We start from the raw sequence: 14,440 nt of genomic DNA, 5'->3' as shown, positions 1-14,440 counted from the left end.
ATTCAACAGCCGCGATGGAAACAAGCCGCGATCTTATCAGCGACTGGCCTGGAACGCCCGCAGCCCCTTGAGCGCCTGGGCGCGGACGGCGTTGCGCACCAGCGGTGTCCAACCCAACAGCAGGCCTTTGGTGCCCAAGGCCTGGCGCGACCAGCGCCACAGGTCGAAATGATCGTGGTGTTCGCAGATCTTGCCGTCACGAAACACGAAGCGCGCCTGGATGTCGTTGACCACTGTATTGCCGGTCTGGCTGAACAGATAAGTCGCCACCCAATGGGCGCCGCCGGAACGTTCGTCGCTGCGCACGTTATCGAACGTCAGGGAAAAATCCTTGGCCCGCGTGGTGAGCATGCGCCACATGTCGCCGGCATCGCGCCCACGCAGTTCGCCGAAGGCCGGATCACTGAACACCACGTCATCGGTGTAGCAGGCGCTCATGGCCTCGGCATCGAGGCGCTGGAATGCCTGGTAGAACCGGGTGATCAGGGCTGTGTGGGCATCGCTCATGGACGGACTCCGAAAATCGTTTCAGTAGGCCTGCACGATAATCTGCCGTCGCGTGGAACACTATCGTCATTCGCTATGAAAATGACATCAGCGAAGCTCGCCGACTCTTTCGCTGACGACACCGACATACAACGCTCGACCGGCGCCGAGGCCGGCGATGATCGCGCCCAGGCCAACCAGGCCAAAGATCCAGCCCAGGGCATTCCAGCCGCCGGTCAAGTCATGTACCACGCCGACCGCGAACGGCCCCAATGACGCCAGCGTATAACCAAAACCCTGGGCCATGCCGGAGAGGTTGGCGGCCACATGGGCGTCGCGCGAGCGCAGCACGATCAGCGTCAGAGCCAGGGCGAACGTCGCGCCCTGCCCCAGGCCCAACAGGATCGCCCAGCCCCACAACCCTTCGATGGGCGCGTAGAGGCAGCCGAACAGCCCGCCGAGCACCATCAGCATGACGATCACGATCGCCAGGCGCTGGTCTTTGCCGCGCGTTGCCAGCCAGGGCGCCGCGAGAGAGCTGACCAGTTGCACGATTACCGAGCCGGACAGCACCAGCCCCGCCTGGGTCGGGGTCAGCCCGCGACCGATGAGGATCGACGGCAACCAGCCGAACACGATGTAGGCCAGGGACGATTGCAGCCCCATGTACAAGGTCACCTGCCAGGCCAGGGGATCACGCAGCAGCCCGCGGACACGATACGCCACTTGATGCGCCCCGTGTTTCTGGCCCACTTGCGGCAGCCAGAACACGGCGGCCAGCAGGGCCGGCAGCATCCAGAAGCCCAAGCCCAGGGCCCAGTCATGGCCCAGGTGTTCACTCAATGGCACCGTCGCGCCGGCCGCCATCGCCGCACCCAGGCACAGCGCCATGGTGTAGACGCCGGTCATGGTGCCGGCCTGCCTGGCGAAGTCGCGCTTGACGATGCCCGGCAGCAACACGCCGATCACACCGATGCTGGCGCCAGCGAGGATGCTGCCCGCGAACAGGCCGAACTGGCCGAACGAGCTGCGCAGGATGATGCCGCCTGCCAGCGTCAGCAGGATCCCGAGCACCACTCGTTCAGCGCCGAAGCGGCGCGCCAGCACTGGCGCCAATGGCGCGAACAGGCCCAGGCAGAGCACTGGCAGGGTTGTCAGCAGACCGGCCTGGGCGGCCGACAGGCCGAGGCTCTTCGACACTTCGCTGAGCAGCGGCGCCATGCTCGACAAGGCCGGGCGCAGGTTCAACGCGACCAGGATCAGGCCTAGCAACAACAACCAGGGCCGACGCATCAGCGGCTGGCTCTGCTGGGCCTGCTCGTCGTCCGCCTCGGCGTCGATCAGCAATTCTTCGAGTTCGGCGCCGCGTTTGTTCGGCGTTGCGGTAGTGCAGTCAAGCGGATCGCGGGACATGGAAAGCTCGGGTTCAGGGTTCATTGATCAACTGCCGGCAGAGGGCCTTGGCCCGCTCCGGATCCTGGCGTTCGACTGCTTCGAGGATTTCGATGTGCAGGTCGAACACGTGTTGATGGCGGGGAATGATATTGAGGCTCTGGCGCAATTGAGCGCCGATCACGCTGGAGAAATAGCGATACAGCTCGCTCAGGGCCGGGTTGTGCGCGGCGTCCACCAGCAGGCGATGGAACACCAGGTCGCAGGCGATGTAGTGCTCCAGGTCGCCGTGATAATGCTCGCCGCTGGTTTTCAGCGCCTGGCGCAAGGCAAGCAGATCCTCCTCGGTGCGCCGTAGCGCCGCCAGGCCGATGGCCTCGACTTCGAGGATGTGCCGGGTTTCCCGGGCCTGCTCCAACGAGCAACGGGATAGTGCCTTGAGCGTGTCCAGCGGGTCGACGACCGCACGCACGTAACTGCCGTCGCCCTGACGAATCTCGATCAATCCGGAAAACGCCAGTACGCGCATGGCTTCGCGCACCGTGTTTCGGCTGATGCCTAGCTCGGCGACCAATTCCGGCTCGGTAGGCAGGCGCTGGCCGACAGCCCACACGCCGTCGCTGATGCGTTGGCGCAGTTGCTCCAAGGCTTGATCGACCAGGGAGCGCTTTATTAGCGGGGACATCTCTGACATCGGGCTCGCCTTTTCATCCAATCATGGGATGAATTTTCTGACATGTTAGTCAGCTTCGCGTAGGACGGCAACGCCATCGAGGCGATGCATCACTTCAAAGGCCGTAGCTTTACGGTCGACTACAGGCAGGTGACTCGGCAAGTACACCATATTGCCGGATGGGAATGCCGGATCTGCGGTGAAATCGAATTCGATCACGACACCGACAGCGCCGAACGTTACTCCAGGGCCAGCGATCGATTGCTGGAAGACTACGCGCTGGCGACAGGTGCGGAAATCAAACGCATCCGCCGCAAACTGCACCTCACGCAAAAAGACGCGGTGAAGCTGCTATCCGGAGGCGGGCATAATGCGTTCTCCCGTTATGAACGCGGCGAAGTTACCCCGGCTCAGTCGTTATTCGTGCTGATGCGCCTGCTTGATCGGCATCCGCACCTGATGGCTGAAGTCCACTCGCTGAACGACGAAGCCCATTTGCAGCAACTGTTGTCGGGTCGCCATCCGGAACATGACACGGCGGATTCCTGACCCGAAAAAAAACAAACCCGGACAAGTCCGGGTCTATTTTCACTGCCTGAGATCGATCAATGCAGGATCTGGCTCAGGAACAACTTCGTACGGTCATTCTGCGGGTTGTCGAAGAAGTCATTCGGCGCAGCCTGTTCAACGATTTCACCTTTGTCCATGAAGATCACGCGGTTGGCCACGGTGCGGGCGAAACCCATCTCGTGGGTCACACAGAGCATGGTCATGCCGTCTTCGGCCAGGCCGATCATGGTGTCCAGAACCTCTTTCACCATTTCCGGGTCGAGGGCCGAGGTCGGTTCGTCGAACAGCATGATCTTCGGTTTCATGCACAGGGCGCGGGCAATCGCCACGCGCTGCTGCTGACCGCCAGAAAGCTGGCCCGGGTACTTGTGCGCCTGTTCCGGAATGCGTACGCGCTCCAGATAATGCATGGCGATTTCCTCGGCCTTGCGCTTGGGCATCTTGCGCACCCACATCGGCGCCAGGGTGCAGTTCTGCAGGATGGTCAGGTGCGGGAACAGGTTGAAGTGCTGGAACACCATGCCGACTTCGCGACGGATCGCTTCGATCTGCTTGAGGTCGTTGGTCAGTTCCACGCCGTCGACCACGATGCGGCCCTGCTGGTGTTCTTCCAGGCGATTGAGGCAGCGGATGGTGGTGGACTTGCCGGAACCCGACGGGCCGCACAGGACGATACGCTCGCCCTGCTTGACGTTCAGGTTGATGTCTTTCAACACGTGGAACTGGCCGTACCACTTGTTCACGCCCTGCATCTGAATAATGCCTTCAGGGCTCACAGGCTGTTTGATCGCTTCACTCATGAGTCAACTCCTAACGCTTGTGGCCAGTGTCCAGCTTGCGTTCCAAATGCATGGAATAGCGGGACATACCAAAACAGAAAATCCAGAACACCAGGGCGGCGAATACATAGCCTTCGGTGGCCATGCCCAGCCATTTCGGGTCGGCGGCAGCTTGTTTCACGCTGTTGAGCAAGTCGAACAGGCCGATGATGATCACCAGGCTCGTGTCCTTGAACAATGCGATGAAGGTGTTGACGATCCCCGGGATCACCATCTTCAGGGCTTGCGGAAGAATCACCAGGCCCATGCTGCGCCAATAGCCCAGGCCCATCGCCGCGGCCGCTTCGTATTGCCCCTTCGGAATCGCTTGCAGACCGCCACGCACCACTTCGGCCACGTAGGCCGACTGGAACAGGATCACGCCGATCAATGCCCGCAGCAGCTTGTCGAAGTTCATGCCCTCAGGCAGAAACAATGGCAGCATCACCGAGGACATGAACAGCACCGTGATCAACGGCACGCCGCGCCAGAACTCGATGAAGGTCACGCAGACCACACGAATCGCCGGCATGTTCGAACGACGCCCCAGCGCCAGGACGATGCCCAACGGCAAAGCGCCGGCAATACCGACGGTGGCGATCACCAGGGTCAGCATCAGGCCGCCCCATTGGCTGGTCGCCACGGTCGCCAGGCCGAACACGCCGCCGTGCAACAGGCACCAGGCAATGATCGGGTACAACACCAGGAAGCTCAGGCCGTAGATCGCCTTGCGCGGGAAACGCGAGATGAACAGCGGCGCCACGCCGATCACGGCCAGCCACACGGTCAGGTCCACGCGCCAGCGCAGATCCGCTGGATAATAGCCGTACATGAACTGGCCAAAACGCTGCTGGATGAACACCCAGCAGGCGCCCTCCTTGGTGCAATCGGCTTGAGTGGTGCCGACCCAGTTGGCATCGAGAATCGCCCAGCTGAGAATCGGTGGAACCACCAGGTAGATCAGATAGAACGCAAACAGGGTCAGCAGCGTATTGAGCCAGCTGGAGAACATGTTTGCGCGCATCCATGCCATCGGCCCGAACACTTTGCTCGGTGGCGGCATATCAGGTTTGAAAGTATGGGATGTCATGCGCGTTTCCTCACCGCTCGATCAGCGCAATGCGCTTGTTGTACCAGTTCATCAGCAGGGAAATGCTGATACTGATCGCCAGGTACACGCTCATGGTGATGGCAATGACTTCAATGGCCTGCCCGGTCTGGTTCAACACCGTGCCGGCAAACAGCGAAACCATTTCCGGATAACCGATACCGGCCGCCAGCGAAGAGTTCTTCGCCAGGTTCAGGTACTGGCTGGTCAGTGGCGGGATGATCACGCGCAGGGCTTGCGGGATGATCACCTTGCGTAGGGTCGGACCGTTGCGCAGGCCCAGCGAGTGAGCCGCCTCGGTCTGGCCATGGCTGACCGACTTGATGCCCGAACGCACGATCTCGGCGATGAACGCCGCGGTGTACACCGTCAGCGCCAGGGTCAAGGCCAGCAGTTCCGGGATCAGTACCCAGCCACCGACAAAGTTGAACCCCTTGAGCTGCGGCATTTCCCAGTGCACGGGCGCGCCGAAGATCAGTGCGCACAACGCCGGGATCACCAGGAACAGCGCCAGGCCGACCCAGAATTTATGGAACGGCTCGCCGGTCGCTTCGAAACGCTTGTTGGCCCAGCGGGTCATCAGCACGATGGCGACAATCGCCAGCACGACACTGACCACAAACGGCCAGAACCCTTCAGCCATCAGCGCCGCCGGCATGTTCAGGCCACGGCTGCTGACAAAGAAGGTGTCGCCGAAGTTATGGCTGTTACGCGGCCCCGGCATGGTCAGGAACACCGCGAAGTACCAGAACAGGATCTGCAGCAGCGGCGGGATGTTGCGAAAGACCTCCACATACACCGTCGCCACCTTGGCGATGATCCAGTTCTTCGACAGGCGGGCTACGCCGACGATGAAACCGAGGATTGTCGCCAGGATGACACCAATGAAGGTCACCAGCAGCGTGTTGAGCAGCCCGATGACGAAGACGCGGGCATAGCTGTCCGCCTCGGTGTAGTCGATCAGGGTTTGAGCGATGCCGAAACCGGCACTGCGCTCCAGGAAGCTGAAACCGGAGGTAATACCCCGGTGCTCAAGGTTGGTCTGCGTGTTGTCGAACAGAAACCAGCCCAGAGAAATGACCGCCACGATGGTGACGATCTGAAATACCCACGCACGCACTCGTGGATCGCTGAGGCTGAGCCTCTGCTTAGGTGCGCCGATTGAATTTTGCATGAAGTGCCCCGCAAGGAATGGAACAGAACATCACCCGGTGGTTGGCCCACCGGGTGATAGAACCATCAGCGCACTGGTGGTGCGTATTGAATGCCGCCTGCGTTCCACAGAGCGTTCAGGCCACGATCGATTTCCAGCGGGGTGCTCTTGCCGAGGTTGCGCTCGAAGATTTCGCCGTAGTTGCCGACTTGCTTGACGATCTGAACAACCCAGTCTTTCGGCAGTTTCAGGTCTTTGCCGTATTCGCCATCAGCACCCAGCATACGGGCAACGTCCGGGTTCTTGGTGGCTTTGGCTTCAGCTTCGACGTTCTTCGAAGTGATGCCGGCTTCTTCGGAGTTGAGCAAGGCGTAGCCAGTCCAGCGGACGATTTTCGACCATTCTTCATCGCCATTACGCACGACTGGGCCCAGTGGCTCCTTGGAAATGGTTTCCGGCAGAACTACGTAGTCCTTCGGCGAAGCCAGCTTGCTGCGCTGGGCGAACAGCTGGGACTTGTCGGAGGTCAGCACGTCGCAGCGACCGGATTCCAGCGACTTGGCGCTTTCATCGGAGGTGTCGAAAGTGATGGGGGTGTACTTCAGGCCGTTACCGCGGAAGTAGTCGGAAACGTTCAGCTCAGTGGTGGTACCGGCCTGGATGCAGATGGTCGCGCCGTCCAGTTCCTTGGCGCTCTTGACGCCCAGCTTGTTGTTTACCAGGAAGCCGATGCCGTCGTAGTAGGTAATGAAGCCAGGGAACACCAGGCCCATGCCGGCGTCGCGGGAACTGGTCATGGTGGTGTTGCGCGACAGGATATCGATTTCGCCAGACTGCAGCGCGGTGAAACGCTCTTTGGCGTTCAGCTGGCTGAATTTCACCTTGTTGGCGTCGCCAAATACGGCGGCGGCCACGGCGCGGCAGAAGTCAGCGTCGATGCCGAGGATCTTGCCGGAGGCATCAGGTACCGAGAAACCCGGCAAACCATCGCTCACACCGCACTGTACAAAGCCTTTCTTCTGCACGGCATCCAGGGTTGCACCCGCCTGAGCGAACCCGCTGACACCGAGAACTGCTGCTGCAGTCACGACTGCCAGGGTGGATTTCAGTAACTTCATTCAAACCTCCAGTTTTGCTCTTGTTGTGTCGGAGCTGGGACCCTGTCGCACCCTTTTGAGGCATTGCCGACCCTTGTTGGCTTTTTTTAGGGTCAACCGACGTCTGGGCCTTCGCTATGAGTCTAATAAATGAGAGCGGCTATAAACGGCGCCTTACTCACTTCTCACCAATCGGCCGAACGGGCTGTAGCCCTTCACGTTCGCGAAGCCCGTAGCGGCTATTGGCGAACATCCATCACCGGATTTCTGATATCCCATGCGTCGCGTCGAGCTGATAGTGTTACCGCGCTGCGTAAGAATCATCACTCGGCTAAACCAATAGCAAAGCCCGTACCACACCGCTGCGCTTGTCCGTTACTGGCGACGTCAAGACAAAAACTTGTAGCATTGCGACATCTAATTAACTGAGGCACCAGGCGCGCACTGCAATCAGGCACTGATTGAGCGCACCCGCACATTTTTGGAGCACACCATGACCGACCCCTTGATTCTCGAGCCCTCCGGCACTGCCGATGCGTGCGTTATCTGGCTGCACGGCCTGGGCGCCGATCGCTACGACTTCATGCCGGTCGCCGAAATGCTGCAGCAAAGCCTGCTGACCACGCGCTTCGTATTGCCCCAGGCACCGACGCAACCGGTGACCATCAATGGTGGCTACGCCATGCCCAGCTGGTATGACATTCGTGCCTTGAGCCCGGCGCGGGCGATCGACGAGCAACAACTGGAAGCCTCGGCGCAACGGGTCATCAGCCTGATGGAAACCCAGCGAGCCAGCGGAATAGACGCCTCGCGGATTTTCCTGGCAGGTTTTTCCCAAGGCGGAGCAGTGGTTTATCACACGGCATTCGTCAAGTGGCAGGGACCGCTGGGCGGCGTGATTGCGCTGTCCACTTATGCGCCAACTTTCGGCGAAGAACTGCAGTTGTCGGCCAGCCAGCAACGCATTCCGGTACTGGCGCTGCACGGACAGTACGACGAAGTGGTACTCAACCCGATGGGCCGGACCGCGAAAGAGTATCTGAAGCAGCATGGTGTCACCGTGACATGGCAAGAATACCCAATGGGCCACGAAGTGTTACCCGAGGAGATTCGCGACATCGGTACCTGGCTGGCGGAACGCTTGCGCTAAGAGGCAGATAGCCACGCCAGCGCTTTGATGATCACACTACGCCGCGCCCGTTTCTTGCATTACACTGGCCGGCGTACATTCCTTAACCAACCGATGAGATGACCGTGCTCAAAGCACTCAAGAAGATGTTCGGTAAAAGCGAGGCCGAGCAACTCGCGCCTGAAGCCAGCGCCCCCGTCCACGGCGCGAGCCGCACCGATGCGCACCAACCACGTCGGACCGCCCCCGTTGCGGACGCAAAACTATCGCCGTCGACCGCATCCGTCGCGCAACCTGTGGTGGCATCCGAGCCGGAAAAACCACGCAGCGAAGCCCCCAAGCCACGTCGCGAGCGCGCACCCAAACCGCCGGTCGTTGCCTGGAAGCTCGAAGACTTCGTCGTAGAACCCCAGGAAGGCAAGACCCGCTTCCACGATTTCAAGCTCGCCCCCGAGCTGATGCATGCCATCCAGGACCTGGGTTTCCCGTACTGCACGCCGATCCAGGCGCAAGTGCTGGGCTATACCCTCGCCGGCAAGGACGCTATCGGTCGTGCCCAGACCGGCACCGGCAAGACCGCCGCGTTCCTGATTTCGATCATCACCCAGTTGCTCCAGACCCCGCCCCCCAAGGAACGCTACATGGGCGAGCCGCGGGCGCTGATCATCGCGCCAACCCGTGAGCTGGTGGTGCAGATCGCCAAGGATGCCGCCGACCTGACCAAGTACACCGGCCTGAACGTGATGACGTTCGTCGGCGGCATGGATTTCGACAAACAGCTCAAGCACCTCGAGGCTCGCCACTGCGACATCCTCGTGGCGACGCCGGGCCGCCTGCTGGACTTCAACCAGCGCGGCGACGTGCACCTGGACATGGTCGAAGTGATGGTGCTCGACGAGGCCGACCGAATGCTCGACATGGGCTTCATCCCCCAGGTACGCCAGATCATTCGCCAGACCCCGCCGAAAAACGAACGCCAGACATTGCTGTTCTCCGCCACCTTCACCGAAGACGTGATGAACCTGGCCAAGCAATGGACCACCGATCCTGCAATCGTCGAGATCGAAGCCGAAAACGTCGCCAGCGAAAATGTCGAACAGCACATCTATGCGGTCGCCGGTGCCGACAAGTACAAACTGCTCTACAACCTGGTCAATGACAACGGTTGGGAGCGGGTGATGGTCTTCGCCAACCGCAAGGACGAAGTGCGGCGCATCGAAGAACGCCTGGTGCGCGATGGCGTCAACGCCGCGCAACTGTCGGGCGACGTGCCGCAGCACAAGCGCATCAAGACACTCGAAGGTTTCCGTGAAGGCAAGATCCGCGTGCTGGTTGCCACCGACGTGGCCGGTCGCGGCATTCACATTGACGGCATCAGCCACGTGATCAACTTCACCCTGCCGGAAGTGCCGGACGACTACGTGCACCGTATCGGCCGCACCGGTCGTGCCGGGGCCGCCGGAGTTTCGATCAGCTTCGCCGGCGAGGATGATTCCTACCAGTTACCCTCGATCGAGGCACTGCTGGGTCGCAAGATCAGTTGCGAGATGCCGCCGACTCATCTGTTGCGGCCGGTCGAGCGCAAGCGACCTTAACCGTCTTCACAGTACCGAAAGCGCAGCCCAACCAGGCTGCGCTTTTTTTTGTCTTGGATACACTGGCAGTTCAACAGGTTGCCTACCGCTTCCAGCGATCCGCCGCCGCATGATCACTGTCCCGCCCCTCGACCCAACGCGGGCCGTCGGCGGTATTTTCCTTTTTCCAGAACGGTGCGCGGGTCTTCAGGTAGTCCATGACAAAGGCGCAGGCGTCAAATGCCGCCTGGCGATGGGCGCTGGCGGCGCCGACAAAAACGATCGGCTCACCCGGTTCCAGGGCGCCGATGCGGTGCAATACCTCAAGCTTGAGCAGCGGCCAGCGCTGCTCGGCTTCGGTGGCGATCTTGCCAAGGGCTTTTTCGGTCATGCCCGGATAATGCTCGAGGAACATCCCGGACACATCGAGGCCGTCGTTGAAGTCGCGCACGTAGCCGACAAAACTCACCACGGCGCCGACGCCGACATTTGCTGCCTGCATCGCATTGACCTCGGCCCCCGGGTCGAACGGCTCGGCCTGCACCCGAATCGCCATGGCTCAGCCTCCGGTCACGGTGGGGAAAAAGGCCACTTCGTCGCCGTCCGCCAGCGGTTCATCGAGCTGGCACAGGTCTTCGTTGCGGGCGCACATCAGGTTCTGCTCTCGCAGCACTTCGGCTCCGGCACGCTGAGCGAGCAATGCGCGCACATCGTCAACCGTGGCGAAAACGCCCTCCACTTTCAACGAATCCACGCCGAGCGCTTCGCGATAACGGGCAAAGAACTTCACGGTGATGTTCATGACGCATCCGCCTGGAAGTGGCCGCTCTTGCCGCCGAGTTTTTCCAGCACACGCACGCCCTCGATGGTCATGCCCCGGTCCACGGCCTTGCACATGTCGTAGAGGGTGAGCGCGGCGACGCTAGCGGCGGTGAGCGCCTCCATTTCGACACCGGTCTGTCCCGACAGCTTGCAGCGGGCCACGATGCGCACCCGGTCCTCGCCTTCGGCGGTCAATTCGACCTTGACGCTGGTGAGCATGAGCGGATGGCAGAGCGGGATCAGGTCACTGGTTTTTTTTGCCGCCTGGATACCGGCGATGCGCGCAACGGCGAACACATCGCCCTTGGGATGGCCGCCGCTGACGATCATTTGCAGAGTGTTGGGCAGCATGCGCACAAAGGCTTCGGCGGTGGCTTCGCGGAACGTCACGGCCTTGTCGGTCACGTCGACCATGTTGGCGCGACCTTGGGAATCGAGATGGGTCAGCACAGGGTAACTCCTGATCAGGAGCGTCGATTGTAAACCTGTGAGTCAAATTCCGGCAGGGTTGATTGTCGTACCTGCTTGGATCTATTACCGCAAATCCCTTGTGGGAGCGAGCCTGCTCGCGATGGCGGCGTGTCAGACACCTATTTTTATCTGACACTCCGTCATCGCGAGCAAGCTCGCTCCCACAGGGTTTTCGTCCAGTCATAAAAAACCGGGCGACCTTGATAGCCGCCCGGTTCGGCTGGGGTTACAGATGAGATTCGGCGTATTCGGCCAGGATCGAGCGCGGTACGCCCTGCAGGGTGATGTGGACGCCGTTGGGGAAGTCCTTGAAGCGTTCGGTCAGGTAGGTCAGCCCGGAGCTGGTCGCGGACAGGTAAGGGGTGTCGATCTGCGCCAGGTTACCCAGGCACACCACTTTGGAACCGGCGCCGGCACGGGTAATGATGGTTTTCATCTGGTGCGGGGTCAGGTTCTGGCATTCGTCGATCAGGATCAGGCTCTGCTGGAAGCTGCGGCCTCGGATGTAGTTGAGGGATTTGAACTGCAACGGCACTTTGCTGAGGATGTAGTCGACGCTGCCATGGGTGCTCTCGTCATCCATGTGCAAGGCTTCGAGGTTGTCGGTAATGGCGCCCAGCCACGGCTCCATTTTTTCCGCTTCGGTGCCGGGCAGGAAGCCGATTTCCTGGTCCAGGCCCTGCACGCTGCGGGTGGCGATGATGCGCCGGTAACGCTTGCTGACCATGGTCTGTTCGATGGCGGCGGCCAGGGCCAGGATGGTCTTGCCGGAACCGGCGGCGCCGGACAGGTTGACCAAGTGGATGTCCGGGTCGAGCAAGGCGAACAGCGCCAGGCTCTGGTAGATGTCGCGAGGCTTGAGGCCCCACGCCTCCTGATGCAGCAGGGGTTCCTGGTGCAGGTCGAGGATCAGCAGCTTGTCGACCTGGATTTCCTTGATCCAGCCGACGAATCCTTGTTCATCGATAATGAATTCGTTGATGTGCACCGCCGGCAGGTTGTCGATCAGTTGCACCTGGTGCCAGGTGCGCCCATGGTCCTGGCGGGTCTCGACCTTGCTCACGCGGTCCCAGAAGGAGCCGGTCATGGTGTGGTAGCCGTTAGGCAACAGCGATACGTCGTCGACCAGTTGGTCGGTGCTGTAGTCCTCCGCCGCGATCCCGCAGGCGCGGGCCTTGAGGCGCATGTTGATGTCTTTGGTCACCAGCACCACGGCTTGATCCTTGTTGCGCGCGTGCAGGTCGATCAACTGGTTGATGATGATGTTGTCGTTCAGGTGTTCAGGCAGCACCAGGTTGGGTTCGGTGCGTTTGCTCATCAGGATGGAAAGCAGGCCCTTGGGACCGCTTTTGCCACGCTGGATCGGTACGCCCAGCTCAACGTCTTCCGGGGAAGCGTCGCCCAGGGTCTTGTCGATCAGGCGGATCGCCTGGCGACATTCGGCCGCTACGCTGTGATGGCCACTCTTGAGCTTGTCCAGCTCTTCAAGGACAGTCATCGGCAGGGCAACATGGTGTTCTTCGAAATTCAGCAGCGCGTTTGGATCGTGGATCAATACGTTGGTATCGAGTACATACAGGATTGGCTGGTTGGAGGAAGGGCTACGTCCGTGGTCATCCATACTCGGTCACCTTTGTGGGGGCCATTCGACGCAATACCGTGACAGTGCTGCGCCTCGAGGTAGCCACCGAATTCACCCGCGAGGATTTCGGGTGAACTGCACACAATCTGGGTCTTGGAAGACGCCACCTGTGTTGCAGGTTTCGGCGGTCTGACTTCTTGATACTCCAAAAACGATGACAGGAAAAAGCACTTTGACGCTTTTTTGAAGTTTATTTTTCAGAGTGACGAATAACCCTTGGCGTACTGCCCCGACGCCGTTAAAGTCGGAAGTCCGGTCGCCCTGAATGCGCGACCCGATTCCCGCCCCGCCCAATGTTTACGGGACTTTTGCCTTTTTTTCAGCGAAACGCGTCCTGACACTCCTCCCAGCCGATCCCGCTTTGCGCCGTTTGCGTAACGAGCCAGGGCAGCGCCGTTTTCACCGCGTCCTGCTTGGCGTTGAAGTTGATGACCCCGTGGCGCCACAACAGCATCAGCGTCAGCGCGCGCTGGGCACTCTGCTCGGGCTTGAGGCGGTTGGTGCTGTCCTGGGGATCGATATCCCATAGCGCCACTTGCAGGCCCTGGTTCCTGAAAAATGCCTGGGCATCGCCTCGACGCTGGCCCTGTGGCGGACGGAACAAGGGCACGTAATTCTCCGGCAGCCGGCCCTTGACCAAGTCAACGCTGCGCCGTACCGAGTCCTGCCAGTCCTGCCAATGGCTGTGGGAGCGGAACTCCCAGCCCTGCACCCCGACGCATTGCCCAGCAAACAGAGTCTGGAGATCATTTGCCGAGCCGTCTGTCAGGCGCGCCTGGATGTCCTTGCCCAGCACAAAAAACGTGCCGTTCATGTTCGACTTGCGCAGGTACTCGGTCAGCCATGGCGTGTGGTCCGGCGCGACGTTGGCAGCGCTGTCGAAGGTCAGCAAGAACAGTCGATCATTCATCTGCTCACCGTTGCGCTCGTAATCGCCGAAACGCTCTACTTCGCTGCTGACCTGGGGAAACAGAGCAGCCTTGCGCAGCAGCTCGTCGCGGTACTGCGTATGAAAGATCCGGCTCGGCTCGGCCCACTTGATGTAATAGGAATTGTCGTCGAGCCGGAACCGGGCCGCTTCTTCGCGCAGGGTCGCCATGTCCTCGACGAGGTAGCAGAAGGAGGCATCCAGCGTGCAACTGCGCTGGGCGAAGTTGTAGCTCGAAAGCAGGCGCTGCCATAGCCTCGCGCGCAAGGCGTTCACCGCGGCCATATTAACCGAGCGCAGCCCCAGGTATTGCTTGAGGGCTATTTCGTCCATGGCATCGGCATCCAGCAATACCCGGGCGAACATCAGGACCTCGGCCCGCGAAGCCACATCGAACAGCGTCGGGCTGGTGAGCTGTTCAGGCCAGGTGCTGCGGTCCAGGGTAGCGACGTCGTTGGGCGCAGCGAAAGCGCCGAGGCTCAACAACCAGGCCGACAGTAAAAGGACGATACGCAAAAGGGATGCTCCATAACGAAACCCGCGCGGGATGATAGCTGATCGAGAGGCAGTACCCATT

General features: G+C 60.6%; 15 protein-coding genes. 3 read left to right on the top strand and 12 right to left on the bottom strand.

All coding sequences use genetic code 11. The features are described 5' to 3' along the window. Positions 1-36 precede the first annotated feature (36 nt). The 3 genes from J3P91_RS04975 to J3P91_RS04965 all read right to left on the bottom strand — a co-directional run bounded on the left by J3P91_RS04975 (position 37) and on the right by J3P91_RS04965 (position 2,572). The gene (locus J3P91_RS04975; RefSeq protein WP_434569706.1) at positions 37-507 is read right to left on the bottom strand and encodes a nuclear transport factor 2 family protein; all 471 of its coding nucleotides are present in this window, start codon (positions 505-507) and stop codon (positions 37-39) included. An 87-nt stretch (positions 508-594) separates the two neighbouring features. Further along, entirely contained in the window at positions 595-1,923 is a 1,329-nt protein-coding gene (locus J3P91_RS04970) for a CynX/NimT family MFS transporter (protein WP_434602888.1), read from the bottom strand. Further along, positions 1,913-2,572: a FadR/GntR family transcriptional regulator gene (locus J3P91_RS04965; protein WP_434602887.1), complete on the bottom strand. Its 660-nt coding sequence runs from the start codon at positions 2,570-2,572 to the stop codon at positions 1,913-1,915. Before J3P91_RS04965 ends, J3P91_RS04970 begins: the two co-directional genes overlap by 11 nt. Positions 2,573-2,656: 84 nt before the next feature. Between J3P91_RS04965 and J3P91_RS04960 the strand changes: the two genes are divergently transcribed. Beyond that, complete coding sequence (locus tag J3P91_RS04960; protein ID WP_434602886.1) at positions 2,657-3,100, top strand: type II toxin-antitoxin system MqsA family antitoxin; 444 nt, start codon at positions 2,657-2,659, stop codon at positions 3,098-3,100. Between the two features lie 56 nt (positions 3,101-3,156). Here the strand turns inward: J3P91_RS04960 and J3P91_RS04955 are convergent, their stop codons facing one another. From J3P91_RS04955 to J3P91_RS04940, 4 genes are all read right to left on the bottom strand, one after another. Continuing rightward, positions 3,157-3,921, bottom strand: coding sequence for an amino acid ABC transporter ATP-binding protein (locus tag J3P91_RS04955; protein ID WP_003178331.1), 765 nt, complete (start codon positions 3,919-3,921; stop codon positions 3,157-3,159). 10 nt (positions 3,922-3,931) lie between these two features. Continuing rightward, the gene (locus J3P91_RS04950; protein WP_186610952.1) at positions 3,932-5,029 is read right to left on the bottom strand and encodes an amino acid ABC transporter permease; all 1,098 of its coding nucleotides are present in this window, start codon (positions 5,027-5,029) and stop codon (positions 3,932-3,934) included. Between the two features lie 10 nt (positions 5,030-5,039). Beyond that, the gene (locus J3P91_RS04945) at positions 5,040-6,221 is read right to left on the bottom strand and encodes an amino acid ABC transporter permease (RefSeq protein ID WP_305496587.1); all 1,182 of its coding nucleotides are present in this window, start codon (positions 6,219-6,221) and stop codon (positions 5,040-5,042) included. 65 nt (positions 6,222-6,286) lie between these two features. Next, the gene (locus J3P91_RS04940) at positions 6,287-7,318 is read right to left on the bottom strand and encodes an amino acid ABC transporter substrate-binding protein (RefSeq protein WP_434569710.1); all 1,032 of its coding nucleotides are present in this window, start codon (positions 7,316-7,318) and stop codon (positions 6,287-6,289) included. A 472-nt stretch (positions 7,319-7,790) separates the two neighbouring features. Here J3P91_RS04940 and J3P91_RS04935 point away from each other — a divergent pair, with 472 nt between their 5' ends. Together J3P91_RS04935 and rhlB are read left to right on the top strand one after the other, a co-directional pair. After that, positions 7,791-8,447 carry an alpha/beta hydrolase gene (locus J3P91_RS04935; RefSeq protein ID WP_434602885.1) on the top strand — a complete coding sequence of 219 codons (657 nt, stop codon included), beginning with the start codon at positions 7,791-7,793 and terminating at the stop codon, positions 8,445-8,447. Between the two features lie 98 nt (positions 8,448-8,545). Further along, entirely contained in the window at positions 8,546-10,021 is a 1,476-nt protein-coding gene (rhlB, locus tag J3P91_RS04930; RefSeq protein WP_434569712.1) for an ATP-dependent RNA helicase RhlB, read from the top strand. A gap of 82 nt (positions 10,022-10,103) precedes the next feature. Here rhlB and moaE read toward each other — a convergent pair whose 3' ends face one another. The 5 genes from moaE to J3P91_RS04905 form a co-directional block, all read right to left on the bottom strand. Then, a complete protein-coding gene (gene moaE, locus J3P91_RS04925; protein WP_305496593.1) occupies positions 10,104-10,556 on the bottom strand; it encodes a molybdopterin synthase catalytic subunit MoaE in 453 nt (150 codons plus the stop codon). Between the two features lie 3 nt (positions 10,557-10,559). Beyond that, entirely contained in the window at positions 10,560-10,802 is a 243-nt protein-coding gene (locus J3P91_RS04920) for a MoaD/ThiS family protein (protein ID WP_434602884.1), read from the bottom strand. Then, a complete protein-coding gene (gene moaC / locus J3P91_RS04915) occupies positions 10,799-11,272 on the bottom strand; it encodes a cyclic pyranopterin monophosphate synthase MoaC (RefSeq protein WP_434602883.1) in 474 nt (157 codons plus the stop codon). Before moaC ends, J3P91_RS04920 begins: the two co-directional genes overlap by 4 nt. A 247-nt stretch (positions 11,273-11,519) precedes the next feature. Further along, a complete protein-coding gene (locus tag J3P91_RS04910) occupies positions 11,520-12,914 on the bottom strand; it encodes a PhoH family protein (protein WP_030139644.1) in 1,395 nt (464 codons plus the stop codon). A 340-nt stretch (positions 12,915-13,254) separates the two neighbouring features. Next, positions 13,255-14,379: a polysaccharide deacetylase family protein gene (locus J3P91_RS04905; protein ID WP_434569715.1), complete on the bottom strand. Its 1,125-nt coding sequence runs from the start codon at positions 14,377-14,379 to the stop codon at positions 13,255-13,257. Positions 14,380-14,440 lie beyond the last annotated feature (61 nt).

The organism is Pseudomonas sp. Z4-7 (assembly GCF_051131965.1).
Lineage (GTDB): Bacteria > Pseudomonadota > Gammaproteobacteria > Pseudomonadales > Pseudomonadaceae > Aquipseudomonas.
The sequence above is the reverse complement of the archived record's forward strand: the minus strand, read 5'-3'. Positions and strand labels throughout refer to the sequence as shown.